The sequence below is a fragment of the Azospirillum thiophilum genome (genome assembly GCF_001305595.1).
Classification (GTDB): domain Bacteria; phylum Pseudomonadota; class Alphaproteobacteria; order Azospirillales; family Azospirillaceae; genus Azospirillum; species Azospirillum thiophilum.
The window spans coordinates 270,923-294,230 of sequence record NZ_CP012406.1 but is presented as its reverse complement, the minus strand read 5'-3'; the positions used below and the strand labels follow the sequence as shown (position 1 = coordinate 294,230).

Below are 23,308 nucleotides of genomic sequence, written 5' to 3'. Positions count from 1 at the left end.
CCGCCGGGGCGGCGCTGTCCAGCGCCTTTTGGCCGTCGCATCCCGGCGGAATTGAGGTGGAGATATTTATTTTGAATGGACGTTCAATCAATGAAAATCCAACCGCATCGATGACAAAGCCATGGGCAATGGCTGGATGCTCAAAGTGAATGGCCGGTCCTCGTGATGAAAATGCCAAGCACCTGTTGTTCGCATCACTTTCATGCTGGCCGAAAGGCGGCTATGGTGCGCGGCCGAAAGCCTGGCCTCGACCTTTGGGAATTGGCCGGATCGGGCGGTTTGAGAAGGGGGGACAGTTTCATGGATGCCGATTCCATTCGCGCCGCCTACCGGCGCTATGCGGGCTTCTACGACCGGGTGTTCGGGGTGCTGCTGGCGTCGGGCCGCCACGCGGCGGTGGAGTGGCTGAACCGCCGCGGCGGCCTGCGCATCCTGGAGGTTGGCGTCGGCACCGGCCTGTCGCTGTCGGACTATCGCAAGGACAACCGCGTTGTCGGCATCGATCTGTCCACCGACATGCTGAAGGTGGCGCAGGAGCGGGTGGCGCGCGAGCGGCTCGACCATGTCGAAGGGCTGTTGGAGATGGATGCCGGCAAGCTGGCCTTCGCCGACGGCAGCTTCGACGTGGTGGTCGCCATGTATGTCATGACCGTCGTCCCCGATCCCCAGGGCACGATGGCGGAGCTGGAGCGCGTCTGCAAACCCGGCGGCGACATCGTCATCGTCAATCATTTCGCCGCCCGCCGGCCCGGTGTCCGGCGCGCGGTGGAGGGCTGGCTGTCGCCCTTGTCGAAGAAGCTGGGCTGGCGTCCCGACTTCACGCTGGATGCGATGATGACCGGATCGCGGCTGGCGATCGAAAGCATCCGCACCCTGCCGCCCTTCGGCCTGTTCAGCCTGCTGCATTGCCGGCGCGGATAGCGGCAAGGGATAGCAGGCGTGACCGCGCCTGCCGGCTGCTGCTAGTCTGGGCATCGTCATTCGGGCGCGATCACGGGAGCGGGACATGGCCATCACTGCGGGCGGCGATCTGGGGGCCGGCGATCTGGCGGGCAAGCGGATTCTGGTGCCGGAGAGCCGGGATCTCGACCTGTTCGCCGGCATGATGGAGCAGCATGGGGCCGAGACCATCCGCTGCCCGATGGTGAAGATCCTCGACCTCGACGATCCCGCCCCGGCGCGGCAATGGCTGGAGACGCTGCTGGGCGAGGGGTTCGACGACATCGTGCTGCTGACCGGCGAGGGGCTGCGCCGCCTGATGAAGGTGGCCCGCGCCATCGACCGGGAGGCCGACACCGTCGCCGCCATCGGCCGCGCCCGCGTCTTCGTCCGCGGCCCGAAGCCGGTGAAGGCGCTGCGCGAGATCGGCTGCACCCCCTATAGGTCGGCTCCCGCCCCGACCACCGACGGCGTCATCGCCGCGCTGGCGACGGAGGATCTGGCCGGCCGCCGCGTCGGCGTCCAGCTCTATCCCGACAACCCGAACGAACCGCTGCTCGACGCGGTGCGGGCGCGCGGCGGCCTGCCGGTGGCGGTCACCCCCTATCGCTACGCCAACGATTCCGAGACCGGGGCGGTCCAGGCGGCGATCCGCGAGATGGCGGAGGGGCGCATCGATTTCGTCGCCTTCACCGCCTCTCCCCAGGTGCGTCGCCTGCACGAGGTGGCCGACGCCTGCGGTCTTGGCGACGCATTCCGCGAAGGCTTCGCCCGCACCCGCATCGCCGCCGTCGGCCCGGTGGTGGCCGAAGCGGTGGAAGCGGCGGGCGGCACCGTCGCCGTCTCGCCGGAGACCACCTTCCACATGAAGCCGTTGGTCAACGCCATCCGCAAGCTGCTGGCGGACGGGGCGGGCTGAGGAGCGACCTTTCGCCCCACCCGCCCGTCACATGTTCTCATTGATAATAATTCTCAGTGTTGATTAACCTTCGACGCGCAGTGTTGGCGCCGGCCACCGGATGCCCGATCCCTACCCGATCGGTGCTTGTCCCGGGGCCGGCCGTTGCCAGGAGCGTCGTCATCATGTCCGTCACCCGTTCCCCCTTCTCCCGCCGCGTGCTGGCGCTGGCCGTCCTGTCGGCCGGGCTTGCCGGCGGCGGGTCCGTCTTCGCGGCGGATCTGTCGACGAGGGAAAAGCTGGGCGAGGCGCTGTTCTCCGACAGCAACCTGTCGGCCAACCGCACCCAGTCCTGTGCCGACTGTCACAACCCGTCCTTCGGCTTCGCCGATCCGCGCACCGACGGGGCGGACGGGGCGGCGTCGGTCGGCGACAACGGCAAGTCGGTCGGCGACCGCAACGCCCCGACGGCGAGCTATGCCGCCCTGACGCCGGTCTTCCGCATCACGGCGGACGGCAAGCCGGTCGGCGGCCAGTTCCTCGACGGCCGCGCCGCGACGCTGAAGGACCAGGCCGGCGGCCCGCCGCTGAACCCGGCCGAGATGGGCCTGGCCTCCAAGGAGCAGGCGCGCGATCGGCTGGCCGAGAATCCGGACTATGCCCGTGCCTTCGTGGCGCTCTATGGTGCCGGCGTGCTGGACGATGCCGGGCGGGCCTATGACGCGATGAGCGACGCCATCGCCGCCTTCGAGCGGACCGACCTGTTCTCGCCCTTCGATTCGAAATACGACCGTTACCTGCGCGGCGAATACAAGATGACGCCGGAGGAGGATCTGGGCATGACCCTGTTCTTCTCCACCCAGTTCACGAACTGCAACCAGTGCCACAAGCTGAAGCCGATGCCGGCGGCAGCGGGCGAGATCTTCACCAATTACGAATATCACAACATCGGCGTGCCGCCGAACCCGACTCTGCGCGAGGCAACGGGTAAGCCGGGCTTCGCCGACCGCGGCCTGCACGACAACCCGGCGACAGCCAGGCCGGCCTTCGAGGGCAAGTTCAAGACCCCGACCCTGCGCAACGTTGCGGTGACCGGACCCTACATGCACAATGGCGTGTTCAAGGATCTGGAGACCGTGGTCCGCTTCTACGACCATTACAACAACCGGACGGAAAAGGCGGCGGTCAATCCGGAAACCGGCAAGCCCTGGGGGCAGCCCGAGGTGGCGGCGAACCTGTCGCGCAAGGAACTGGAGTCCGGGCCGGCGCTGGACACCCGCCGGGTCAAGGCGCTGGTCGCCTTCATGAAGACGCTGACCGACGCGCGCTTCGAGCCCCTGCTGAAGTGAGGCCCGGCCGGTTCCGGCCGGCCGCTACACCGATCGGCTTCTGGTCAGCCGCCGATATCGACCCGGTACAGCTCCAGATCCAGCAGTTCCATCGTGATGAGGCGACTCCCGGATCGGCCCCCGGCCGGCTTGCGCGTGCCCAGCGGGCGGACCAGCGGTCGGCTGAGCCATGCCGCACGGGCACGGTCGATCAAGGCGGTGCAGCGATGGGACAGTCTGGCGTTCATGGCTGGTCGGCTTTCTCGCGCGGAAGAGGGATCGGGGGCACGGATAGGCGGCAGTATGGCTCCTGTGAGCGGATGCAATAAGAATGTCGCGGCAACGTGACAGTTTCTATCGCCCGAAGGTTTAGTCCCTAGGCCGTATGGCCGGTTTCCGGCGCTTTGCACCCCGTCCTGTGTCCTTTCTGCGACGAAAGGAGGAGAGGGTCAGGCAATCGCGCCGACCTGCCGCCGCAAGGCGTCCCGCGCCTCGCCGTCCAGCACCGGCACCCCGCCGCGCGCCTCCAGCAGATGGGCGCCGGGATCGGACAGGGTGCGCATGGCGAAGCCGGTCACCAGCGGCGGACCGCCGCCAAGGGGTGCCGATTCATAGACCGGGGTGAAGCTGCAGCCGCCGAGCAGCGCGCGGATCATCAGTGCCTCGTCGGACGATGCGCCGGCTGCCGGCGCATTGATACCGAACAGCAGCCGTTCCGCCTCCGCTTCGGTCACCAGCCCGCGTTCCAGCAGGATGTCGACCATGGCGGAACTCGTCATCACCGGCGCCGCCCGCCCTTTCCAGCAGAAGCGGCCGTCGTCCCAGCCAACGTCCAGGCAGCGGAAAACCATGTGCGGCTCGGCGCCGGCCACCCCGGCGACGATGTAGTTGACCCGCAACAGCCCGTTCCAGGCGCCGGCCGGTGCGACGATGCAGGACAGGCCGCCGCGGGTCAGGCGCAGGTAGGTGTCGTTGATGCCCGACGGCTCGAAATCGAAAAGCATGGCTCGCTCACCTCGCTGCCGGCGGGCAGGTCCGGTGTCCCGGTTGCCCAGCCTGGGGTCCGGTTGAGTCAGGTGAGGCGCAAGGAGGGCGCTGCAAACTGCCCATGCGGATGGTCCCCCTTTGCGCGGAACGGCGAAAGGCGGTAGGCCGATCCGCCACGGTCCGGAGCGCGGCCCTCCGGCGATTGCCGCGCTCCGGTTTCCGGTCAGGCATTCACGTTGTCGACGGCGCTCCTCTTCAGGCAGTAGACGGTGGGCAAGGGTTGCGGGGGAGTGCCGTACCCCTGCGTCGCGTAGAAGGTTCCGCTGGCGACCCCGGCATCCGCGTCGGCGGGAATGGCCCGCCAGATGGCGCCGTCGGCGGCCGAACCGCTGCCCTTGTCGTTCCAGACGGGGTCGCCGGCCACGGCCTCGGTCACCAGCGATTTGTGCACGCAAACGAAGCGATCCACCTCGGCCCCGGACGGGGCATCGTAGTTGCTGGTATTGAAGCGGGCCAGGTGTCCCAGGGCGCGATAATCCGTCGGCGGAATGGGCGCCCACAGCGAATAGTCGTTGGCGCGGCCGGAGCCATGGTCGCCCCACACCTGGACCCATCCGGTCGGCGGGGCGGTGGCGCCCGGCTGGTTGTCGTGCGGTCTGATGATCATCGTCGCGGCCTTCGGCTGCAAGTCGCCATAGCTGCCTTGCGCGTAATGGCCGACCCAATAATAACCCGCCTGCACGAGGCTGGCGGGCTGAGGCCGGAAGAAGCTGACATCGCCGTTGGCTCCACTGCCCTGGTCGTTGCCGCAGGGCTCGAGCGTGTTGATCATCTGGTACTGCAGCCGATACGCGATGAACTTCCTGTAGGCGGCTTCAAGGGCCGTTCTGCGCGCAGGATCGGAGCACAATGTCCAGATGCCCTTCAGGCTCTGCGCATCGAAATCGCACAATTCCGGTTGGCCAAGGATCGTGGCGGACCATGCCTTGAAATCATCCGGCCCGTTGAGAACACTCTCTTCCAAACTCGAATCGCCACCGACGCAGCTCGACGTTCTCAGGGAGTTCATGTTGAAGGTGTCGATCTCAGTTTGGTTGGTCGTCCTGTCCTTGACGGAGAGGCTTCCTCTCAGTCCTGCATAGGACATGGTGGCGGCGATCTCGAGTTTCTGGGTGTCGCTGAAAACCGTGCTGGAAATGGCGGAATTCGCGTCGGCCCGGCCGCCGATGAACGCTCTCGCCACATAATGGGTGCCGTAGGTGATGAACAGGTCGTCGGGAGACATCTGCATCAGGTCGTTCGCGAATTGCGGCGCCAGGCGGGGACGGAGAGCAGGAAGAAGGGTGTCGTATGGCAGGTCGATCTGCCACAGCTTGTTGACCCAGCGGACAGTTATAAAGGAATTGTTCGTACTCGTCCGGGTCGTTCGGCTGAAATCGACGGATATAGAGGCGGAGAAGAAGCCATAATTACCAGAAAGGCCTGTTTCCGTGTTGAGGCTTGACGTGTATTCTGAGACACTTTTACCGTATACGTACTTATCATTGCTGCTATTTATTGACGTAACGTTTATAAAATTTTTGGGATATAGGTACTGATTTCCTCTGAATGAGAATACGACATCAAGTTGATCTGTATTTTGAAAGAGATTTACCGTGCAGCTTTCTTTGTCTGCGTATCTTCCAAAGACGTTGTAGCCATATCCGATTCGGTTCAGGCCGGGAAGAACGGTAATATTTTTGTCGCTCATGGCACAGCCCTCCGATGAAGCACGCTTATTGCGTGTCTATATTAAGGTAATATAATTTCATTAAAGCAACCGACAAATCTTTTGATAATAAAAAAAGAATCATGAGCGAATTTAAATCCTATTAAGTGTATCATATTACCAACAAGCGCCGATTTGGAGGGGCGTGAACGGCGTGAACGCGTTCCCGGCTGTGCGAATGGCAGGAAAATCCCGATGTGACGGCGATCCGACGGCCAGGGTCCGACCGTGCTCGGCGATGCCATGGTGGCGATCACGGCGCATCCTGCACATGCCGGCGCCAACGCGACATCCGGAATGGGGGAAAGGCGCACCGGCGCCGTCCGCCTGTTTGCCGTTTTCAAAAGAATGGCCCGCGGACGGCTGCGCTGCGCGCCAGCCGTCCGCGGGCCATAACTCAGGGACGATACAAATCAGGGACGATGGGCGGGGGTCAGTTCGTCGGTCCCATGAACACGCTGTCGCGGCTGTCCTTATCGGCGGCATTCACGGTGTCGGACAGCTGGAAGGTCAGGGGCAGCGACATCGCCGTCACCGACGCCCGCGGCGCCGTCACATAGACGCGGTACGTCGCGACGCTGTCCGGCTGGGCCGAGATGGTGGCGGTGTGGGCCGCCGATTCCTCCTCCGCCTCGCCGATCACCTTGATCTCGGCCCCGGCGACACCGGCGACGCTGAGGGTGTAGGCACGGTCCTGCCGGGTCTTGTTGGCGACCTTGAAGGTGTAGGCATTGCGGATCGACCCGTCCGACAGAGTCACGAACAGCGGGGCGCGGTCGCGCAGGACCGTGATGTTCAGGCTGGGGCGCAGCGCGAAGCTCCAGGCCATGGCGCCGCCGATGACCAGCATCAGCAGGGCGTAGACGATGACGCGCGGGCGCAGCAATCGCCACTGATAGGTCTTGCCGGACGCGCGGACGTCCTGGGCCGCCAGCGAATCGAAGGCGATCAGCCGGGTCGGCAGCCCCTGCTGGATCATGATGTTGTCGCAGGCGTCGACGCACAGGCCGCAGTTGATGCAGTCCGACTGCTCGCCGGTGCGCACGTCGATGCCGATCGGGCAGACCTGCACGCATTGGCCGCAGTCGATGCAGTCGCCGAAGCCCTGGGCCCGCCGCTCGTCCCAGTTCTGCGACTTGCGCTTGGGTCCGCGGTTGTCGCCGCGATCGGCCTGATAGGTCACGACCAGCGAATGTTCGTCCAGCATGGCGCTCTGGATGCGCGGCCACGGGCACATGTACATGCACATCTGCTCGCGGGTCCAGCCGGCCATCACATAGGTCATGCCGGCGAAGATCGCGAAGAAGGAGGTCGCCTCGTAGCTGGCCTGGAAGGTGGCCAAGTCGCGCAGCAGCCCCGGGGCGTCGGTGAAATAGGCGAGGAAGCCGAAACCGGTGACGAGGCTCAGCGCGATCCATCCCGCATGCTTGCCGGCCTTGCGCAGGATCTTGCGGGCGGTCCAGGGCTGCTTCTCCATGCGGATGCGCTCGGCCCGGTCGCCCTCGAAGGCACGCTCGATCCAGACGAACAGGTCGTTCCACACCGTGTGCGGACAGGCGAAGCCGCACCACACGCGCCCGGCCAACGCGGTCGCCAGGAACAGGCCCAGCGCCGACACGATCAGGATCCCGGTGAGGTAGTAGATCTCCTGCGGCCAGATCTCGATCCAGAACACGAAGAAGCGCGGTGTGGTCAGGTCGAACAGGACGGCCTGGGCCGGCGCCTCCGGCCCGCGCTCCCACCGGATCCAGGGAGCGATGAAGAACAGCGCCAGCAGGATGGAAAAGGTGATGGTCTTCAGGCGCCGGTAGAGGCCCTTGACCGCCTTCGGGTGAATCGTCTTGTGGCTTTCGTACAGCGGAACCTTGGCGGCCTGGATCGCAGTCTGGGCTGGGGTTCGCTGAACGATGCTTCCCTCTGGCATGTCGATGGGCCTGATTTCCGGTTCCACGTTGGCGCGGAGCATAGTCGACCACCGGTACGGCGCGTTTGACCTCTGTCAAACAGCGTCGATATTCTGAAAAGCCCTTGCGACGTCGAGGCCTTCCGCGGGTTCGAGGGGGGTCCGCGTTCCGGCGCAGTAGATACTGCGGCGGCGGCCCCGTTCACAAGCCCATTATTGTGTCGGAACAGGAGGCATTACTTACAATGCTGAGACCTGATCATATCAGATGGCAACTATCAGTGCCATATACCGTGCCAGCTTGCCAACGGTCACCAGCAGCAGGAACAGGCGCAGGTCGACCCGCAATATGCCGGCCACCAGGGTCAGCGGATCGCCGATCACCGGCATCCAGGCCAGCAGCAGCGACCATTTGCCGAAACGCCGATACCAGCCTGTCGCCCGTTCCACCAGCCGGCGGGAGACCGGAAACCAGCGGCGGTCCTGGAAATGCATCAGATAGCGGCCGAGCGCCCAATTGGCCGTGGACCCGGCGACGTTTCCCGCGGTCGCCACCAGGATCAGCAATCCGTCGTGATAATTGCCCGACGCGTGCAGCCCGGCCAGCAGAAGCTCCGACTGGGCTGGAAAAATCGTCGCGGCCGCCAGCGCCACCAGGAACAGGCCGCCATAGGCCGCGACGTCGGACATCGTGCAAATCCTTTCCCGGCCAACGGCTTGGCCATGCATGCTCCGGCCTCGGCGCAGGATTAGGCACTGCATTCCCGTAAATTCAAGGGCGGTGGCGGCGGTCTCCGGCAAGGCCGCCCCGTGCAATCGCGCTTGCCCGGCAACCGTCAAGGGACAAGAATGAGCCCACGAGCCGCGATGCGTGCCGGGTGTTTGGGTTCTACCCGCTTCCCGGCATGCGGTCGCAGGCCCGAAGGAGGGGAGGGGTAGGCACGCGCATGGGGGAAACCGGGTTCGCCCGCTTTGGCGCCGACGAACGTCTGGTGTGGGCCAATGCCGCCTTTGCTGCCCGGTTCGGTGCGCCGGCCGATGCAACGCTCGCGAATTTGTTGGGCGGTCCGCTCGGAACGGCGGGGATCGCCGAGCTGCGCCGGGGGCTGCCCGTGTCCTGCGGCTGGCCGGAAGGCGCTGCGGTGACGCTGGCCCTGGGATCCGGCGATGCGGGGGAATTGCTGCTGACCGCGGTGGCGACCGGCCGGGACGACCCGGCAGCCATGATGGCAGCAACGATGGCCCCCGCGATGGCCCCCAAGCTGGCAGCAGCCGAGCGCGGGCCGTGGGCCAACACCAGCCTGGTGCTCGACTGTCTCAGCCAGGGCGTGATGGCCTTCGACCGCGACCTGCGGCTGGTCGCCTGGAACCGGCGGGTGCTGGAGCTGCTCTGCATCGACCCGGACTTCCCGCGCTATGCCCAGCCCTATGAAATCATGGTCCGCCACATCGCGGAGCAGGGCGGCTACGGCAGCGGCGAGGTGGAGGAACTGGTGGCGCAGCGGCTGGATTACATCCGCAATGCCTCCTGGCCCTTCTACAACGAGCGGGTGCGGCCCGACGGTGCCGTCATCGAGACGGTGACCCTGCCGCTGCCCGGCGGCGGCTTCGTCACCACCTACACCGACATCACCCAGCGCAAGCAGGCGGAACGCGAGCTGGCCGCCAGCAGGGAGCTGTTCGAGCTGGCGATCCGCGCCGCGCGCGAGGGCATCTCGCAATGGGATCTGCGCACCGGCGAGCTGTGGTTCTCCCCGCAATGGTGGGGCCTGCTCGGCTATGGCGAGGCGGAGATGGACAACAGCCGCCGCCGCTGGGAGGAGCTGATCCATCCCGACGACCGCGCCGAGGCGCTGGCCATGGCGGAGGAGCTGGCGACGGGCCGGCGGGCGGAACACCACCTGCTTCAGCGCTTTCGCCATCGGTCCGGGGCGACGATCTATCTCGACACCCGCGCCATCGCGGTGCCGGGCAGCGACGGGCGGATCTTCCGCATCGTCGGTTCCCACACCGACGTCACCGAGAGCGTGCGTGCCGCCGAAGCGGTCCGCTCTGCCAAGGAGGAGGCCGAACGCGCGCTCCACGACCTGAAGGAGGCGCAGGTCCAGCTGATCCAGGCGGAGAAGATGGCGGCGCTCGGCTCGCTGGTGGCCGGGGTGACGCACGAGATCAACACGCCGGTCGGCATCGCGCTGACCGGCGCCTCGCTGCTGGCGGAGAAGACGCGGTCGCTGCGCAAGCTGTTCGAGGAGGGCGTGCTGCGGCGCGGCGATTTCGCCGAGTTCATCGATCTGGCCGAAGAGGCGACGCAGCTGATGTTGGTGAACGTCGAACGCGCCACCCGTCTGATCCAGAGCTTCAAGCAGATCGCCGTCGACCAGGCCAGCGAGGAACGCCGGGTCTTCGAACTGAACAACTACATCCACGAGGTCCTGCGCAGCCTGGGCATGCGCATCCGCCGCGGCGGGCATGCGGTGGTGGTCCATTGCCCGGAAGACCTGCTGCTCGACAGCTATCCGGGTGCCATCGGGCAGATTCTGACGAACTTCGTCATCAACTCGATCCTGCACGGCTACGATCCGGGCGAGCGCGGCCGGCTGACCGTCACCGTTACGCTGTCGGATGGCGAGGTGGAGCTGGTCTATGCCGATGACGGCCGCGGGATCCCGCCGGAATTGCATGGCAAGGTGTTCGAACCCTTCTTCACCACCAGCCGCGACCGCGGCGGCAGTGGACTGGGGCTGAACATCGTCTATACGCTGGTCACGCGCACGCTGCGCGGACGGCTGCGGCTCGACAGTGCGCCTGCTGCCGGCACTGCCTTCACCCTGCGTTTCCCGCGCGTCACTCCGGCGGAACCGCAGCCGCTGTGACGGTCTTGGAAACCACTTTATAAAAATCGGGGAGAGGCGGGTATTTTTCACCGCCCTCCAGCGCCCTCGTGCGGCAATGCTGTTCGAAGCAGCGGCTGGACTCAGTGCGATGGTGGAAGGGGCTGGATTCGAACCAGCGTACGCTATCGCGGGCAGATTTACAGTCTGCTGCCTTTAACCACTCGGCCACCCTTCCAACGGGCGCAGAGGAGTAGCCTTTCGATCGGGTGGCCGTCAAGCCCCTTTTGCGCGGTCCGAAAGCGGTTTTCGACGGGCATAAAAAAACCTCCGCCCCCTCAGGAGAGGGCGGAGGTTTTTTGAAAAGGGCTTTTACAAACCCGCTTTCAAAGTCCGGTCAGTTCGGACGGCGCGACGCGCGGTGCGCAGGGATCGGGATCGGACGGATCGCCTGTTCCTCGCGCCGGCTGGCCGACATGTCGATCTCAACGCGGGCCAAGGCCTTGCGCAGCTCGTGCACGGTGTCGGACAGCGCCTGGATCGTCGCTTCGCTCGGCTGCTGACGCCAGCCGCGATAGGCCGAGATGCAGGCCTTGGCGGTATCGCGCAGCCGGCCTTCCACCGCGTCGACGGGCGGGGTCGGCTGGCCGGCCACGCGCGGGGCCGCCGCATCGGCTGTTGCAGTGGCCGGCGATGCTGCAGGCGCAGCCGGAGCGGGGGCCGGAACCGGAGCCGGGTTGGGGTCAGGGCGGTTGAGGCGCAGCGTTTCGGTGGGGGCTGGAACGGGCGCCGGGGCCGGCGTCTCCGCGGACGGGGCCGGCGCGTCGGCGGTCGGGGCCGCTTCGGACCTGGGGGCGCGGGTCAGCGTGCCGCGCGTCGCACGGCCGGCCGCACGGCGCGGCTCGGCCGGAGCCTCGGCTGCCGGAGCAGGTTCGGCAGCCGGGGGTTCGGAAGCCGTCTCGGCCGCCGGGGCGGCGGCCTCGGCGTCGCCGCCCGCCGTCACGTCCTCCTGGGGCACGTCACCCTGGCTACCGCTCTGGTCGCCGCCCTGATCACCCGCGGCTTCCGCCTTCTTGATGATGTAGGAGATCGCGCTGGGCGTGCATTCGAATTCACGCGCAATGGCCGACAGGGTCACGCCGCTACGGTAACGTTCAAGAATTTGGGGCCACGCCGACTGCGGAATGCGGCCACGCTTCTTGGGAGACTCCGGTTCGCTCCCGGTTTCTGCGTTCATTATATCGCTCGGTTGCCAAAGTGAATTTTCAGTCATTCGTCAGCATGTCCACCCGAACCGCTCGGTTCCGACGCGGGACCACGCGGGCGCGTGCGTCAGCAGCATCGGGGCTTCACGCTGGCGGGCGATGTTTTCGGTATGGACGACTATCGGAAACTCTTCTCAAAAATGCCAGCATAACTTTGCACGGAATCGTGATTTTGTATCCGATGTCCCAATCGGGCGCGACGCGTGGTGGTTGTCCGCAGTTTTAAAAACCGGTGGTGGCGGACGTCTTTTCACAGGTCTTTTCAAAAGGGCGATGGACCCCGGACGGGGGGTCGCGCGTTTTGCCAATCAGAAATAGCCCCGATCCGGGCATTGCGACCTCCGGCTGTCGGCGGTCGCCGTTGGTCCCAACTGTTTCGGCGGAGACCGTCCATGCCGCATGCGCCCGCGCCGCGTTCGTTTCCGACCTCCCGTCCCGTTTTCGGGGGCCTGCCGGCTGTCATCCGGGGCCTGCCGGCCGCGGCGCTCTGCGCGCTGCTCTCCGGCGCCGTGCTGTTGCCGGTGCTTCCCTCCGGACCGGCAGCCGCACAGGATGCGGCGGCCCCCGGCATGGCCGCCAATCCCGCCGCCAATCCGGCAAACGCGCCGCCCAACGCGAGCCGCAGCTATTCGCCGCCCTCCTTCCGCGACCTTGCCCGGACGCAGGTCGACACGGTGGTCAACATCTCCAGCACCCAGGCGCCGCAGGGGGCGACGCCCGGCGGCGGCGGCCGCCTGCCGGAGGGAATGGACGTGCCGCCCGGCTCGCCGCTGGAGGAGTTCTTCCGCGAATTCCGCAACCGCCAGCGCGGCGGTACCCAGAACGACGCCCCGGGCGGCGCCCCGGGCGGCGACGGCTCCGCCGGTCCCGGGGAACCGGGACGCCCGGGCGGCCTGCCCAGCATGGCGCTGGGATCCGGCTTCATCATCGATTCCGCCGGGTTGATCGTCACCAACAACCATGTCGTGGCCGACGCCGCCGAGATCTCCGTCACCCTGCATGACGGCACCAGGCTGCCGGCCAGGCTGGTCGGCTCCGATACGCCGACCGACCTCGCGCTTTTGAAGGTCGAGAGCGACAAGCCGCTTTCCGCCGCCCGTTGGGGCGACAGCGAATCGGTGGAGGTCGGCGACTGGGTGGTCGCCATCGGCAACCCCTTCGGCCTGGGTGGCTCGGTGACCGCCGGCATCCTGTCGGCGCGCGCCCGCGACATCCAGCAGGGCCCTTACGACGAGTATCTGCAGACCGACGCCGCCATCAACCGCGGCAATTCCGGCGGCCCGCTGTACGATGCCGGCGGCGCGGTGATCGGCATCAACACCGCGATCTATTCGCCCACTGGCGGATCGGTCGGCATCGGCTTCGCCATCCCGTCCTCGCTGGCCAAGCCGATCATCGACCAGCTGAAGGACGGCGGCAAGGTGCGGCGCGGCTGGCTGGGCGTCCAGGTCCAGCGGGTCACGCCGGACATCGCCGAAAGCCTCGGCATCGACGGTGCCGGCGGCGGCGCACTGGTCACCAGCGTCTCGCCCGACAGCCCCGCCGCCGCCGCCGGCCTGCGCCAGGGCGACGTCATCACCGGCTTCGCCGGCAAGCCGCTGGAACAGATGCGCGAGCTGCCCCGCATGGTCGCCTCCACCGAGATCGGCCGCGACGTGCCGCTGACCCTGTTCCGCGCCGGCAAGCCGCAGACGGTGCAGGTGACGGTTGGCGAACTGCGCAACGAGCCGCAGCAGCTGGCCCTGTCCGGCTCGACCGGCGCCCCCCGCACCGCCGAACCGGAGGAGAGCAGGAGCGCGCTCGGCCTGAAGCTCGCCCCGCTGACGCCGGGCCTGCGCGAGACCTTCTCCATTGACGAGGGCATCGACGGGCTGGTGGTGACGGAGGTGGACCGCGACAGCGCCGCTTCCGAACGCGGGCTCGACCTTGGCGACGTCATCGTCGAGGCCGGTCAGGAGCCGGTGGCGACGCCGGCCGATCTGGACATCCGCATCGCCCGGGCGAAGGAGCAGGGGCGCAAGACCCTGCTGATGCTGGTCAGCCGCGGCGGCGACCTGCGCTATGTCCCGTTGCCGCTGGACGGCCGGAAGGACGACCGGAAGGGCTGATTTTTCCGGGTGGAACGGAAGCGGGGCCGGAAGCGGGGAGCTGCCCCGCTCCGGCCTCATCCTTTTCCGCTACCGTTCGCGGCGCCGCGAGAGTAATTTGCCGCCCGTTTGGCGAATGGGATGGCAAACCGTGAGCATTTATCCGGAGAACGGCCAGCCGGTGCGGCTGTCGGTCGTTGTCCCCGTCTTCAACGAGGCCGACAACGTGCTGCCGCTGCTCGAAGAGATCGAGCGGGCGTTGCAGCCGGTTGGCGGTTTCGAGGTCATCTTCGTCGACGACCAGTCCGACGACGACACCCAGGCGCGGCTCGTGCCGGCGGTCGAGGCCGGCCGGCTGCGCGTGCTGCGCCATGCCCGCCGCTCCGGCCAGAGCGCCGCGGTGCGCAGCGGCGTGAAGGCGGCGCGCGGCGAGTTCGTCGTCACGCTCGACGGCGATGGCCAGAATGATCCGGCCGACATCCCGGCCCTGTTCGCCTTGGTCGCGACCGGCGAGGCCGGGGCGCCGGTTCTGGTCGGCGGCCTGCGGATGAGGCGGCAGGACACGCTGTCCAAGCGCTGGGCCTCGAAGATCGCCAACGCTGTCCGCCAGTCCTTCCTGCAGGACGGCTGCACCGACAGCGGCTGCGGGCTGAAGCTGTTCCGCCGTGACGCCTTCCTCGATCTGCCCTTCTTCGGGGCGATGCACCGCTTCCTGCCGGCGCTGTTCCACGCCCACGGCCATCCGGTGGCCTATGTGCCGGTGAACCATCGCCCGCGCGAACGCGGCGTGTCGAAATACAACAACTGGCGGCGCGGGCTGATCGGCGTGGTCGATCTGTTGGGTGTCTACTGGCTGAAGCGGCGGACCAAGCTGTCGCCGGTCTCCGAACGTCTCTGAGCGATTTTTCAACCGACTCTATCCGGTATCAGGATTCCGAACGATGCTTGAGCGCGCCGCAGCGTGGTTCCAGGGGCAAAGCACCACCGATCTCGTCTGGGTCGGTATCGGCTTCTTCGCCCAGCTCATGTTCACCATGCGCTTCGTTGTGCAGTGGATCGCCAGCGAAAAGGCCCGCCGCAGCGTGGTGCCGGAGATGTTCTGGTATTTCTCGCTTGGCGGCGGCGCGTTGCTGTTCGCCTATGCCTTCTACCGCTTCGACCCGGTTTTCATGCTGGGTCAGGGCATGGGCCTGGTGATCTACGCCCGCAACGTCTATTTCGTCTGGACTCACAAGAAGTCGCAGGCCGCCGCCGGCGCGGTTCCGAGCAAATCGTGATCCCGCCCGTCCCGTCCATGCCGCGGACGGCATTGCCGCCGACCTCCCTGCCGCTCTACGCCTATGCGCTGCTGGCGCTGATCGCCGCGGCGCTCTTCCTGCCGGGCTTCACGGTGCTGCCGCCCTTCGACCGGGACGAAGCGCGTTTCGCCCAGGCCTCGTCGCAGATGCTGGACAGCGGCAATTATGTCGACATCCGCTTCCAGGACGAGACGCGCTACAAGAAGCCGGTCGGCATCTACTGGCTGCAGAGCGCGGCGACTGCCGCGGCGGACGCGCTGCGCGGCATCCCCGTCGGTGACGAAAAAGTCATCTGGACCTACCGCATCCCGTCCTTCCTGGGCGCCATCCTGGCGGTGCTGGCCAGCGCCTGGACCGCGGCCCGGCTGTTCGGCGGTCCGGCCGGCTTCGTCGCCGGGCTGATGCTGGCCTCCTGCGTCGTGCTGGGGGTCGAGGCGCGGATGGCCAAGACCGACGCCGTGCTGCTCGCCACCGTGGTGCTCGGGCAGGCGGCGCTGGCGCAGCTCTACCTGACCCGCCGCGATCCCGTCCCCACCGGGCGGGCGGCCTGGACCGCGCCGCTGGTATTCTGGATCGCCGCCGGCGTCGGCGTGCTGGTCAAGGGGCCGATGGTCCTGCTGGTGTCGGGCAGCACCGTGCTGGTGCTGGCGGTGTGGGATCGCGAGGCCGGATGGCTGAAGCGGCTGAAGCCGCTGGCCGGACTCGCCATCGTCGCCGCCATCGCCGCCCCCTGGCTGGTCGCCATCGCGATCAAGAGCAAGGGCGCCTTCTTCGCCGAATCCGTCGGCCACGATATGCTGGGCAAGGTGTCGGGCGGGCAGGAGGGCAAGGGCCTGCCGCCCGGCTATTACCTCGGCACCTTCTGGGTCACCTTCGGCCCCTGGTCGCTGCTGGCCCTGCTGGCGGTTCCCTGGGTGTGGGCACGGCGTCGGGTGGAGGCTGTTCGCTTCTGCATCGCCTGGATCGTGCCGAGCTGGCTGGTGTTCGAGGCGGTGCCGACCAAGCTGCTGCACTACACCCTGCCGGTCTTCCCGGCGATCGCCGCGCTGGCGGCGGCGGCCCTGCTCGACCAGTTCAGCCGCGATCCCGCCCGGAAAGCCGGGCCCCGCCGCTGGCTGGTCGCCGCGGCGGTCGCACTCGGCGTCATCGGATTCGGCGCCCTGACCCTGGCGGTCGCGCTGATCCCCTGGCTGGTCGACCGGCGGATCGACCCGGTCGCGGTGTCGCTGGTGCCGGCGGTCGGCGGTCTCTTCGCGCTCGCCCTGCGCTCGCTGCTGCGGACCGAGCTGCGCACCGGGCTTGCCGCCGGATTGGCTGCGGCGGCGCTGCTCTATGCCGGAACCTACGCCGCGGTGCTGCCGAACATCGACGGGGTGTGGGTCAGCCGGCAGGCCGCCCGCGCGGTGGAGCAGAACCGGCCCTGCCCGGACAGCGTCGTCGCCGCGGCCGGCTATTCGGAGCCGAGCCTGGTCTTCCTGCTCGGCACGCCGACCAAGCTGGTCCATGGCCCCGGCGCCGCGGTGCATCTGGTGGCGGACCGCGCCTGCGGGCTGGCGCTGGTGGAGGACCGGGAGGCCGCGTCCTTCCTCGACAGTCTGGGGACCGCGGTGCCGCTGCCGCTCGCCGATCTGACCGGATTCAACTACAACACCGGCAGGCGCCTGCACCTCACGCTCTACCGTCTGCCTGCATCGTAAGGGCGGGGGAACCGCCCGCTTGGGCGATCCTGGCTCCGGGATGGGTAACGCGCCTCCGCATTGGACGACGCGGACGCTTTGCGCTCGACTGGTCCTTCCGATCCGTATCCGGACGAAAGGCGCCTGTTCGATGACCCGCGTTGCTTCCGCCGCCAAGACATCCGCCTCCGCTGTCGCCGTCCTCCTCGCGACGATGGCGCTGTCCGTGCCCGCCCACGCCCAGAAGCAGGAGTATGCGCCCTGGGTGTACGACCAGATGGTCCCGACCGGACCCTACATGCGCAACATGGATCAGGCCCAGCCGATCCCCGGCCCGGCGCCGTCCCATTGGGGCGCCTTCGGCAAGACGGGGGAGCACCGCGCCGGCATGGCACGCTACGGCACCGACGTGAAGCGGACGAACCGCCATTATTCCGCCAACCACTCGCTGACTCCGCCGCCGGTCGACCCCACCGCGGCCAAGCGGGCGGTGTCCGCACCGCGCAGCGCCGATCCGCCGCCGACACCGCGGACGGTGCAGCGTCCGTAAGGTCAGGCGTCCATCGGCATCTCGCCCGGGCGCCATAGCCACGCCGCCCCGCGCACGCCGCTGGAATCGCCGTGGCGGGCGCGGCGCACCGGCGTGTCGAGCCGGTCGGTGAAGGCCCAGGGCGCCATCGCCGCCGGCAGCCGGTCGTACAGGAACTCCGCGTTGGACAGCCCGCCGCCCAGCACGATCACGTCGGGGTCGAGCAGATTGGCGACCGCCGCCAGCCCGCGGCCAAGCCGGTCGACCAGCCGGTCCGCAGTCGCTGCGCAGGCGGGGTCGGCGCCGGCCGGATCGCTTCCGGCCCGGCCCAGGATCGCCGCGGCGTCGAGCCGCTCGCCGGTCGCGGCGAAATGGTCGGCGGCCACCGCTGGACCGGACACCCAGCCTTCCAGGCAGCCATGCTTGCCGCAGTAGCAGGCGGGGCCCGGCCGCTCGGCATCGGTCGGCCAGGGCAGGGGATTGTGCCCCCACTCCCCGGCGATGACGTTGCGTCCGCCCAGCACCCGGCCATGGACGACGATGCCGGCACCGCAGCCGGTGCCGAGGATCGCAGCGAACACCACGCCGCAGCCGGCCCCGGCTCCGTCGGTGGCTTCCGACACCGCCAGGCAGTTGGCGTCGTTCTCGATCCGCACCGGCCGGCCCAGCGCCGCCGCAAGGTCGCCCGCGAAGTCCCGGCCGATCAGCCAGGTCGAGTTGGCGTTCTTCACCAGCCCCGTTGCCGGGGAGATGGCGCCGGGGATGCCGAGCCCGACCGTGGCCCTGCCGCTCCCGCCGATCTCCCCCTCCAGCCTCGCCACCAGATCGCGGATGGCCGCGACGGTGCCGCCGTAATCGCCCTGGGGGGTGGGAACCCGATGCCGGGCCAGCTGGTTTCCCTGGCGGTCGAGCAGGATGCCTTCGGTCTTGGTGCCGCCCAGATCGATGCCGATGCGGTGGCCGCTCCCATATCGCGATCCGGTGGGTGCCATGCTGCGTGACCTGTCTGTCGGTGGTTCGTCCATCCATAGCGCCGGCCCCCCGGCCGCGTCCAGCCGCCCCGCCGTCCCGCGCGGACACCGGCGGTCATCATCAATGACCGTTGGTATCATCGCTCCTTCCCCGGACGAACAGCTTGACAGGGGCGCCGCCGCGCCGGTGCGTGGCGACTCCGCCGCGGTCGGGGGACAAATCGCGAGCGGCGGGCAAATCCCATTGACCGGCCCCGGTGTTCGGGTAGAAGGTCGCGACGGTCGGGCGGCGCCGTTTCCTGCCCGACCCCGTCCTGTCGTACCGCGCCACCGGAGCCCCTGATGAGTCGCCAGCGCGCTGCCCTTCGCCTGTCCCTGAAAGCCCTGACCGGCGCCGCCGTCCTCGGCGCGCTGCTCGCCTTGCCTGTGCCCGCCGGTGCCGCCGCGGCCAAGGAGGCCGCGAAGCCGCCGGCGAAGACGGCTGCCGCGAAGGCGCGGCCGGCCAGCGGCCCGGCCACCCCCGCCTGCTACAATCGCAGCGAGCATGCGGCCGAGCAGCTGATGCGCCTGCACACCGAGATGATGGTGGTCGGCCTGACCTGCCGCACGGTGGTGCCTGACAAGAAGCCGTTCGACCTCTACCAGGATTTCTCGATCAAGAACCGCGCCCTGCTGTCCAGTTCGGAAGCGTCGCTGATCGCCTTCTACAAGCGGTCGGGCGGCGGCAACGCCACCCGCCAGTTCGACATGTTCCGCACCGAACTGGCGAACGAGGTCAGCCGCCGTGCCGCCACCATCGGCATTCCGCAATATTGCGCCAATTTCGTCGACCGCTCGGCCGCCGCCAAGGATCTGACCGCCGACGATCTGCGCACCCTGACCTCGGACGAGAAGAGCGCCGGCCTGATGCATCTGGCCAGCCGCCCGCTGTGCGACGTCAAGGTGGTCAGCGGTCCGGACACCAATTACGCCGTCGCCTCGGCTGCTCCGGCTCCGGCCAAGGCCGCTACCGCCAAGGCGAAGCCGGTCAAGGCCGCCGCTCCGGCCAAGCCGAAGCAGAAGGTCGCCGCCGTCCCGGCCAAGCAGTCTGTCGTCGTCCGCTGACACGGACGTCCCGTCCGCTGTTACGGTCGCGCCGTCCGCAACAAACGCCCCGTCCGGCAGCTGCCGGGCGGGGCGTTTCGCATTTCGCGAGCTCCCCCGGATGCGTCACGCATGCGGGCAACACAAATCTGTCTTGCAAAAATCCGTCAGGCTGGTACTACCGAAAAGGTCGGAAGGGGCGCTCGCCGAACGGCCAAGCCGGTGCGGCAACGCTGCCTCCGAACAGGAAAAATCATGGTCCGTCAGACCGATAGACGGAACTCCGGATGATACGGCATTCCGTTTGGTGAATGGACGGGCCGCACCAGACAGGGGGCTGCTGTTGCGAGACCGGTGTGCCGAGTGTGCCCGTGCCGCCGCACCCTGCCTTTGCGCCGCGCTGAAGGTGGGATGACGACATGGACTATTTTCTCCAGCAATTGATCAACGGCCTGTCGCTCGGGGCGATCTACGGCCTGATCGCGATCGGCTACACGATGGTGTACGGCATCATCGGGATGATCAACTTCGCCCATGGCGAGATCTACATGATCGGTGCCTTCGTGGCGCTGATCACCTTCCTGGCGATCGGGGCGCTCGGCATCACCTGGGTGCCGCTGGCGCTGCTGATCATGCTGGTGGCCTCGATGCTGTTCACCAGCGTCTATGGCTGGACGGTCGAGCGCATCGCCTACCGGCCGCTGCGCTCCTCGCCCCGGCTGGCGCCGCTGATCTCGGCGATCGGCATGTCGATCTTCCTGCAGAATTACATCCAGATCCTCCAGGGCGCCCGCTCCAAGCCGCTGCAGCCCATCCTGCCCGGCAACCTCACCCTGATGGACGGTGCCGTCTCGGTCAGCTACGTCCGGCTTGCAACCATCGTCATCACCCTCGTCCTGATGGTCGGCTTCACCATCCTGATCAACCGCACCTCGCTGGGCCGCGCCCAGAGGGCCTGCGAACAGGACAAGAAGATGGCGGGGCTGCTCGGCGTCAATGTCGACCGCGTCATCTCGCTGACCTTCGTCATGGGCGCCGCGCTCGCCGCCGTCGCCGGCATGATGGTGCTGCTGATCTACGGCGTCATCGACTTCTACATCGGCTTCCTCGCCGGCGTGAAGAGCTTCACCGCCGCCGTGCTCGGCGGGGTCGGGTCGCTGCCCGGCGCCATGCTCGGCGGCGTGGTCATCGGCCTGATCGAAGCCTTCTGGTCCGGTTACGTCGGCTCCGAATGGAAGGACGTCGCCACCTTCTCCATCCTCGTCCTCGTCCTGATCTTCCGCCCGACCGGCCTGCTCGGCCGGCCCGAGATCGAGAAGGTGTAAGCCCATGACCTCCCCCTCCAACACCCTCTCGCCGTCCAAGGCCGGGGCGCCGGCCCGCGGCGTCGACTGGGCCGCCACCATCAAGGACGCCGCGCTCGCCGCCTTCGTCGCACTTCTGCTCACCGTGCCGCTGGTGGGCCTGCGCACCGTCGACCGCCCCACCGGGCTGGGCATCGAGGCCCGGCCGGAGGAGGTCGTCGCCTCGCTGCTCCTGGTCTTCCTCGGCCGGCTCGGGCTCGGGCTGATCCGCCAGGGCATGGCGCTGCCGGTGCTGGTCCTGGCGGTCCTTTGCGCCGGCATCGGGCTGGTGCTGCCGATGCCGACCCAGGTGCTGCGGCTGGTGCTGGTGCTGGGCGGCGGCGTGATCGCGCTGCGTGCCGCCATGACGGTGGCCACCGGCCGATCCAAGCTGTCCCAGGCCGACCGCGACCGCCGCATGGACCGCGTCGCCGCCCGCGTCCAGCATGCCAGCCGCTACATCGGCCCGGTCGCCGTCGCCATCGCCGTCGTGCTGCCGATGACGCCGCTGGCCGACCGCATGCTGCTGGACATCGGCATCCTGCTGCTGACCTACATCATGCTGGGCTGGGGCCTGAACATCGTGGTGGGCCTGGCCGGCCTGCTCGACCTCGGCTATGTCGCCTTCTACGCCGTCGGCGCCTATTCCTACGCCCTGCTCGCCCATTATTTCGGGCTCAGCTTCTGGCTCTGCCTGCCGCTGGCGGGCGTGCTGGCCGCATTCTCGGGTGTGCTGCTGGGCTTCCCCGTCCTGCGGCTGCGCGGCGATTACTTCGCCATCGTCACGCTGGGCTTCGGCGAGATCATCCGCATCATCCTGGTCAACTGGTACCAGTTCACCGGCGGCCCCAACGGCATCTCCGGCATCCCGCGGCCGAGCTTCTTCGGCATCGCCGAGTTCTCGCGCACGCCCGCCGACGGCATGGCCGCCTTCCACGAGATGTTCGGGCTGGAATTCTCGCCGCTGCACCGCATCGTCTTCCTCTATTACCTGATCCTGGCCCTGGCGCTGGTGGTCAACGTCTTCACGCTGCGGGTGCGCAAGCTGCCGCTGGGCCGGGCGTGGGAGGCGCTGCGCGAGGACGACATCGCCTGCGCGTCGCTCGGCATCAACCGCACCAACATGAAGCTGGCGGCCTTCGCCATCGCCGCGATGTTCGGCGGCTTCGCCGGCTCCTTCTTCGCCACCCGCCAGGGCTTCATCAGCCCGGAGAGCTTCACCTTCATCGAGTCGGCGATCATCCTGGCCATCGTCGTGCTGGGCGGCATGGGCAGCCAGATCGGCGTCGTGGTGGCGACGCTGCTGGTGATCGGTTTGCCCGAGGCGTTCCGCGAGCTGGCCGACTACCGCATGCTGGCGTTCGGCGCCGGCATGGTGGTGATCATGCTGTGGCGTCCGCGCGGCCTGCTGGCCCACCGCGACCCGACCATCCTCCTGCATGGCGGCAAGACGCCCGCCGCGACGGGAGCCGCGAAATGAGCGCCGCGATGACTGAAAAGCCCCTGTTGACGGCCCCCCTGCTGACGGTCGAGCACCTGACCATGCGCTTCGGCGGCCTGGTGGCGAACAACGACGTGTCGTTCGAGGCGCGGGCGGGCGAGATCACCGCGCTGATCGGCCCGAACGGCGCCGGCAAGACGACGCTGTTCAACTGCGTCACCGGCTTCTACACGCCGACCGTGGGGCGGCTGTGCCTGCGCCACCCGGAAGGCAGGGAGTTCCTGCTGGAGCGGATGCCGGGCTACCGCATCGCCCAACTGGCGGGGGTGGCGCGCACCTTCCAGAACATCCGGCTGTTCGGCGGGATGAGCGTGCTGGAGAACCTGATCGTCGCCCAGCACAACAAGCTGATGCGGGCGTCGAGCTTCGCCATCGGCGGGCTGCTCGGGCTGCCGTCCTACCGCCGGGCCGAGCATGAGGCGGTGGAGCTGGCGAAATACTGGCTGGAGCGGGTGCGGCTGACCGAGTTCGCCGACTGGGAGGCCGGCAACCTGCCCTATGGCGCCCAGCGGCGTCTGGAGATCGCGCGCGCCATGTGCACCGAGCCGGTGCTCTTGTGCCTGGACGAGCCGGCGGCCGGGCTGAACCCGCGCGAGTCGGGGGAGCTGGCCGAGATCCTGACCTTCATCCGCGACGTCCGCACGCCGCAGGGGCACCGGACCGGCGTTCTGCTGATCGAGCATGACATGAGCGTGGTGATGCGGATTTCCGACCATGTTGTGGTTCTGGATTATGGCCGGAAGATTTCCGACGGCGATCCGGAGCATGTGAAGAACGACCCTGCGGTGATCCGCGCCTATCTGGGCGAGGACGAGGACGAGGCGTTGCCGCCGGAGGTGGCGGCCGACCTGCACCTGCCGCCCACCGCGGGCCAGACCAGCGCGCAGAAGGGAGCCTGAGC

At 67.8% G+C, this 23,308-nt stretch carries 20 protein-coding genes and 1 tRNA gene; 13 read left to right on the top strand and 8 right to left on the bottom strand.

Annotation, left to right across the window (positions count from 1 at the left end; translation table 11 throughout):
* The first annotated feature begins 300 nt into the window (after positions 1 to 300).
* The 3 genes from AL072_RS29650 to AL072_RS29640 all read left to right on the top strand — a co-directional run bounded on the left by AL072_RS29650 (position 301) and on the right by AL072_RS29640 (position 3,186).
* A complete protein-coding gene (locus AL072_RS29650; protein WP_045585076.1) occupies positions 301 to 921 on the top strand; it encodes a class I SAM-dependent methyltransferase in 621 nt (206 codons plus the stop codon).
* An 85-nt stretch (positions 922 to 1,006) separates the two neighbouring features.
* The gene (locus tag AL072_RS29645) at positions 1,007 to 1,858 is read left to right on the top strand and encodes a uroporphyrinogen-III synthase (RefSeq protein WP_045585075.1); all 852 of its coding nucleotides are present in this window, start codon (positions 1,007 to 1,009) and stop codon (positions 1,856 to 1,858) included.
* 164 nt (positions 1,859 to 2,022) lie between these two features.
* Positions 2,023 to 3,186: a cytochrome-c peroxidase gene (locus tag AL072_RS29640; RefSeq protein ID WP_045585074.1), complete on the top strand. Its 1,164-nt coding sequence runs from the start codon at positions 2,023 to 2,025 to the stop codon at positions 3,184 to 3,186.
* Positions 3,187 to 3,230: 44 nt separating this feature from the next.
* Here AL072_RS29640 and AL072_RS29635 read toward each other — a convergent pair whose 3' ends face one another.
* The 5 genes from AL072_RS29635 to AL072_RS29615 all read right to left on the bottom strand — a co-directional run bounded on the left by AL072_RS29635 (position 3,231) and on the right by AL072_RS29615 (position 8,513).
* Positions 3,231 to 3,413, bottom strand: a complete 183-nt coding sequence (locus AL072_RS29635) for a hypothetical protein (protein ID WP_045585073.1) — start codon at positions 3,411 to 3,413, stop codon at positions 3,231 to 3,233.
* 201 nt (positions 3,414 to 3,614) lie between these two features.
* The gene (locus tag AL072_RS29630; protein ID WP_045585072.1) at positions 3,615 to 4,169 is read right to left on the bottom strand and encodes a hypothetical protein; all 555 of its coding nucleotides are present in this window, start codon (positions 4,167 to 4,169) and stop codon (positions 3,615 to 3,617) included.
* Between the two features lie 206 nt (positions 4,170 to 4,375).
* A complete protein-coding gene (locus tag AL072_RS29625; RefSeq protein WP_082109276.1) occupies positions 4,376 to 5,902 on the bottom strand; it encodes a Vps62-related protein in 1,527 nt (508 codons plus the stop codon).
* Positions 5,903 to 6,353: 451 nt separating this feature from the next.
* Positions 6,354 to 7,844, bottom strand: coding sequence for a cytochrome c oxidase accessory protein CcoG (gene ccoG / locus AL072_RS29620; protein WP_245637082.1), 1,491 nt, complete (start codon positions 7,842 to 7,844; stop codon positions 6,354 to 6,356).
* Between the two features lie 243 nt (positions 7,845 to 8,087).
* Positions 8,088 to 8,513 carry a YqaA family protein gene (locus AL072_RS29615; RefSeq protein ID WP_045585069.1) on the bottom strand — a complete coding sequence of 142 codons (426 nt, stop codon included), beginning with the start codon at positions 8,511 to 8,513 and terminating at the stop codon, positions 8,088 to 8,090.
* A gap of 257 nt (positions 8,514 to 8,770) precedes the next feature.
* Here AL072_RS29615 and AL072_RS29610 point away from each other — a divergent pair, with 257 nt between their 5' ends.
* On the top strand, positions 8,771 to 10,696 hold the full coding sequence (locus AL072_RS29610) for a PAS-domain containing protein (RefSeq protein WP_045585068.1): 1,926 nt from the start codon (positions 8,771 to 8,773) through the stop codon (positions 10,694 to 10,696).
* A 110-nt stretch (positions 10,697 to 10,806) separates the two neighbouring features.
* Here AL072_RS29610 and AL072_RS29605 read toward each other — a convergent pair.
* Together AL072_RS29605 and AL072_RS36090 are read right to left on the bottom strand one after the other, a co-directional pair.
* Positions 10,807 to 10,892: transfer RNA gene (locus AL072_RS29605), tRNA-Tyr, on the bottom strand.
* A 159-nt stretch (positions 10,893 to 11,051) separates the two neighbouring features.
* Positions 11,052 to 11,891 carry a helix-turn-helix domain-containing protein gene (locus AL072_RS36090; protein ID WP_082109275.1) on the bottom strand — a complete coding sequence of 280 codons (840 nt, stop codon included), beginning with the start codon at positions 11,889 to 11,891 and terminating at the stop codon, positions 11,052 to 11,054.
* Positions 11,892 to 12,311: 420 nt separating this feature from the next.
* On the opposite strand from AL072_RS36090, the gene AL072_RS29595 reads away from it, so the two are divergent.
* From AL072_RS29595 to AL072_RS29575, 5 genes are all read left to right on the top strand, one after another.
* A complete protein-coding gene (locus AL072_RS29595; RefSeq protein ID WP_045585066.1) occupies positions 12,312 to 14,027 on the top strand; it encodes a Do family serine endopeptidase in 1,716 nt (571 codons plus the stop codon).
* A gap of 115 nt (positions 14,028 to 14,142) precedes the next feature.
* Positions 14,143 to 14,904 carry a glycosyltransferase family 2 protein gene (locus tag AL072_RS29590; protein WP_045585065.1) on the top strand — a complete coding sequence of 254 codons (762 nt, stop codon included), beginning with the start codon at positions 14,143 to 14,145 and terminating at the stop codon, positions 14,902 to 14,904.
* A gap of 43 nt (positions 14,905 to 14,947) precedes the next feature.
* Positions 14,948 to 15,283: a lipid-A-disaccharide synthase N-terminal domain-containing protein gene (locus tag AL072_RS29585; RefSeq protein ID WP_045585064.1), complete on the top strand. Its 336-nt coding sequence runs from the start codon at positions 14,948 to 14,950 to the stop codon at positions 15,281 to 15,283.
* The gene (locus tag AL072_RS29580) at positions 15,280 to 17,001 is read left to right on the top strand and encodes an ArnT family glycosyltransferase (RefSeq protein ID WP_245637081.1); all 1,722 of its coding nucleotides are present in this window, start codon (positions 15,280 to 15,282) and stop codon (positions 16,999 to 17,001) included. Before AL072_RS29585 ends, AL072_RS29580 begins: the two co-directional genes overlap by 4 nt.
* 130 nt (positions 17,002 to 17,131) lie before the next feature.
* On the top strand, positions 17,132 to 17,530 hold the full coding sequence (locus AL072_RS29575) for a hypothetical protein (RefSeq protein WP_045585063.1): 399 nt from the start codon (positions 17,132 to 17,134) through the stop codon (positions 17,528 to 17,530).
* Between the two features lie 2 nt (positions 17,531 to 17,532).
* Here the strand turns inward: AL072_RS29575 and AL072_RS29570 are convergent, their stop codons facing one another.
* The gene (locus AL072_RS29570) at positions 17,533 to 18,501 is read right to left on the bottom strand and encodes an ROK family protein (protein WP_045585062.1); all 969 of its coding nucleotides are present in this window, start codon (positions 18,499 to 18,501) and stop codon (positions 17,533 to 17,535) included.
* Between the two features lie 321 nt (positions 18,502 to 18,822).
* Between AL072_RS29570 and AL072_RS29565 the strand changes: the two genes are divergently transcribed.
* From AL072_RS29565 to AL072_RS29550, 4 genes are all read left to right on the top strand, one after another.
* On the top strand, positions 18,823 to 19,584 hold the full coding sequence (locus AL072_RS29565) for a hypothetical protein (RefSeq protein WP_063840390.1): 762 nt from the start codon (positions 18,823 to 18,825) through the stop codon (positions 19,582 to 19,584).
* Positions 19,585 to 19,982: 398 nt separating this feature from the next.
* Complete coding sequence (locus AL072_RS29560; protein WP_045585061.1) at positions 19,983 to 20,888, top strand: ABC transporter permease subunit; 906 nt, start codon at positions 19,983 to 19,985, stop codon at positions 20,886 to 20,888.
* Positions 20,889 to 20,892: 4 nt separating this feature from the next.
* A complete protein-coding gene (gene livM, locus AL072_RS29555; protein WP_045585060.1) occupies positions 20,893 to 22,386 on the top strand; it encodes a high-affinity branched-chain amino acid ABC transporter permease LivM in 1,494 nt (497 codons plus the stop codon).
* Complete coding sequence (locus AL072_RS29550; protein ID WP_045583516.1) at positions 22,383 to 23,306, top strand: ABC transporter ATP-binding protein; 924 nt, start codon at positions 22,383 to 22,385, stop codon at positions 23,304 to 23,306. Before livM ends, AL072_RS29550 begins: the two co-directional genes overlap by 4 nt.
* Positions 23,307 to 23,308: the final 2 nt, after the last annotated feature.

Coding starts and splice junctions, on each gene's coding strand:
- AL072_RS29630 (WP_045585072.1), bottom strand. CDS start 4,169: ATGCTTTTCGATTTCGAGCCGTCGGGCATCAACGACACCTACCTGCGC.
- livM (WP_045585060.1), top strand. CDS start 20,893: ATGACCTCCCCCTCCAACACCCTCTCGCCGTCCAAGGCCGGGGCGCCG.
- AL072_RS29590 (WP_045585065.1), top strand. CDS start 14,143: ATGGGATGGCAAACCGTGAGCATTTATCCGGAGAACGGCCAGCCGGTG.
- AL072_RS29585 (WP_045585064.1), top strand. CDS start 14,948: ATGCTTGAGCGCGCCGCAGCGTGGTTCCAGGGGCAAAGCACCACCGAT.
- ccoG (WP_245637082.1), bottom strand. CDS start 7,844: ATGCCAGAGGGAAGCATCGTTCAGCGAACCCCAGCCCAGACTGCGATC.
- AL072_RS29635 (WP_045585073.1), bottom strand. CDS start 3,413: ATGAACGCCAGACTGTCCCATCGCTGCACCGCCTTGATCGACCGTGCC.
- AL072_RS29550 (WP_045583516.1), top strand. CDS start 22,383: ATGAGCGCCGCGATGACTGAAAAGCCCCTGTTGACGGCCCCCCTGCTG.
- AL072_RS29565 (WP_063840390.1), top strand. CDS start 18,823: ATGAGTCGCCAGCGCGCTGCCCTTCGCCTGTCCCTGAAAGCCCTGACC.
- AL072_RS36090 (WP_082109275.1), bottom strand. CDS start 11,891: ATGAACGCAGAAACCGGGAGCGAACCGGAGTCTCCCAAGAAGCGTGGC.
- AL072_RS29650 (WP_045585076.1), top strand. CDS start 301: ATGGATGCCGATTCCATTCGCGCCGCCTACCGGCGCTATGCGGGCTTC.
- AL072_RS29645 (WP_045585075.1), top strand. CDS start 1,007: ATGGCCATCACTGCGGGCGGCGATCTGGGGGCCGGCGATCTGGCGGGC.
- AL072_RS29595 (WP_045585066.1), top strand. CDS start 12,312: ATGCCGCATGCGCCCGCGCCGCGTTCGTTTCCGACCTCCCGTCCCGTT.
- AL072_RS29560 (WP_045585061.1), top strand. CDS start 19,983: ATGGACTATTTTCTCCAGCAATTGATCAACGGCCTGTCGCTCGGGGCG.
- AL072_RS29575 (WP_045585063.1), top strand. CDS start 17,132: ATGACCCGCGTTGCTTCCGCCGCCAAGACATCCGCCTCCGCTGTCGCC.
- AL072_RS29570 (WP_045585062.1), bottom strand. CDS start 18,501: ATGGCACCCACCGGATCGCGATATGGGAGCGGCCACCGCATCGGCATC.
- AL072_RS29625 (WP_082109276.1), bottom strand. CDS start 5,902: ATGAGCGACAAAAATATTACCGTTCTTCCCGGCCTGAACCGAATCGGA.
- AL072_RS29610 (WP_045585068.1), top strand. CDS start 8,771: ATGGGGGAAACCGGGTTCGCCCGCTTTGGCGCCGACGAACGTCTGGTG.
- AL072_RS29640 (WP_045585074.1), top strand. CDS start 2,023: ATGTCCGTCACCCGTTCCCCCTTCTCCCGCCGCGTGCTGGCGCTGGCC.
- AL072_RS29615 (WP_045585069.1), bottom strand. CDS start 8,513: ATGTCCGACGTCGCGGCCTATGGCGGCCTGTTCCTGGTGGCGCTGGCG.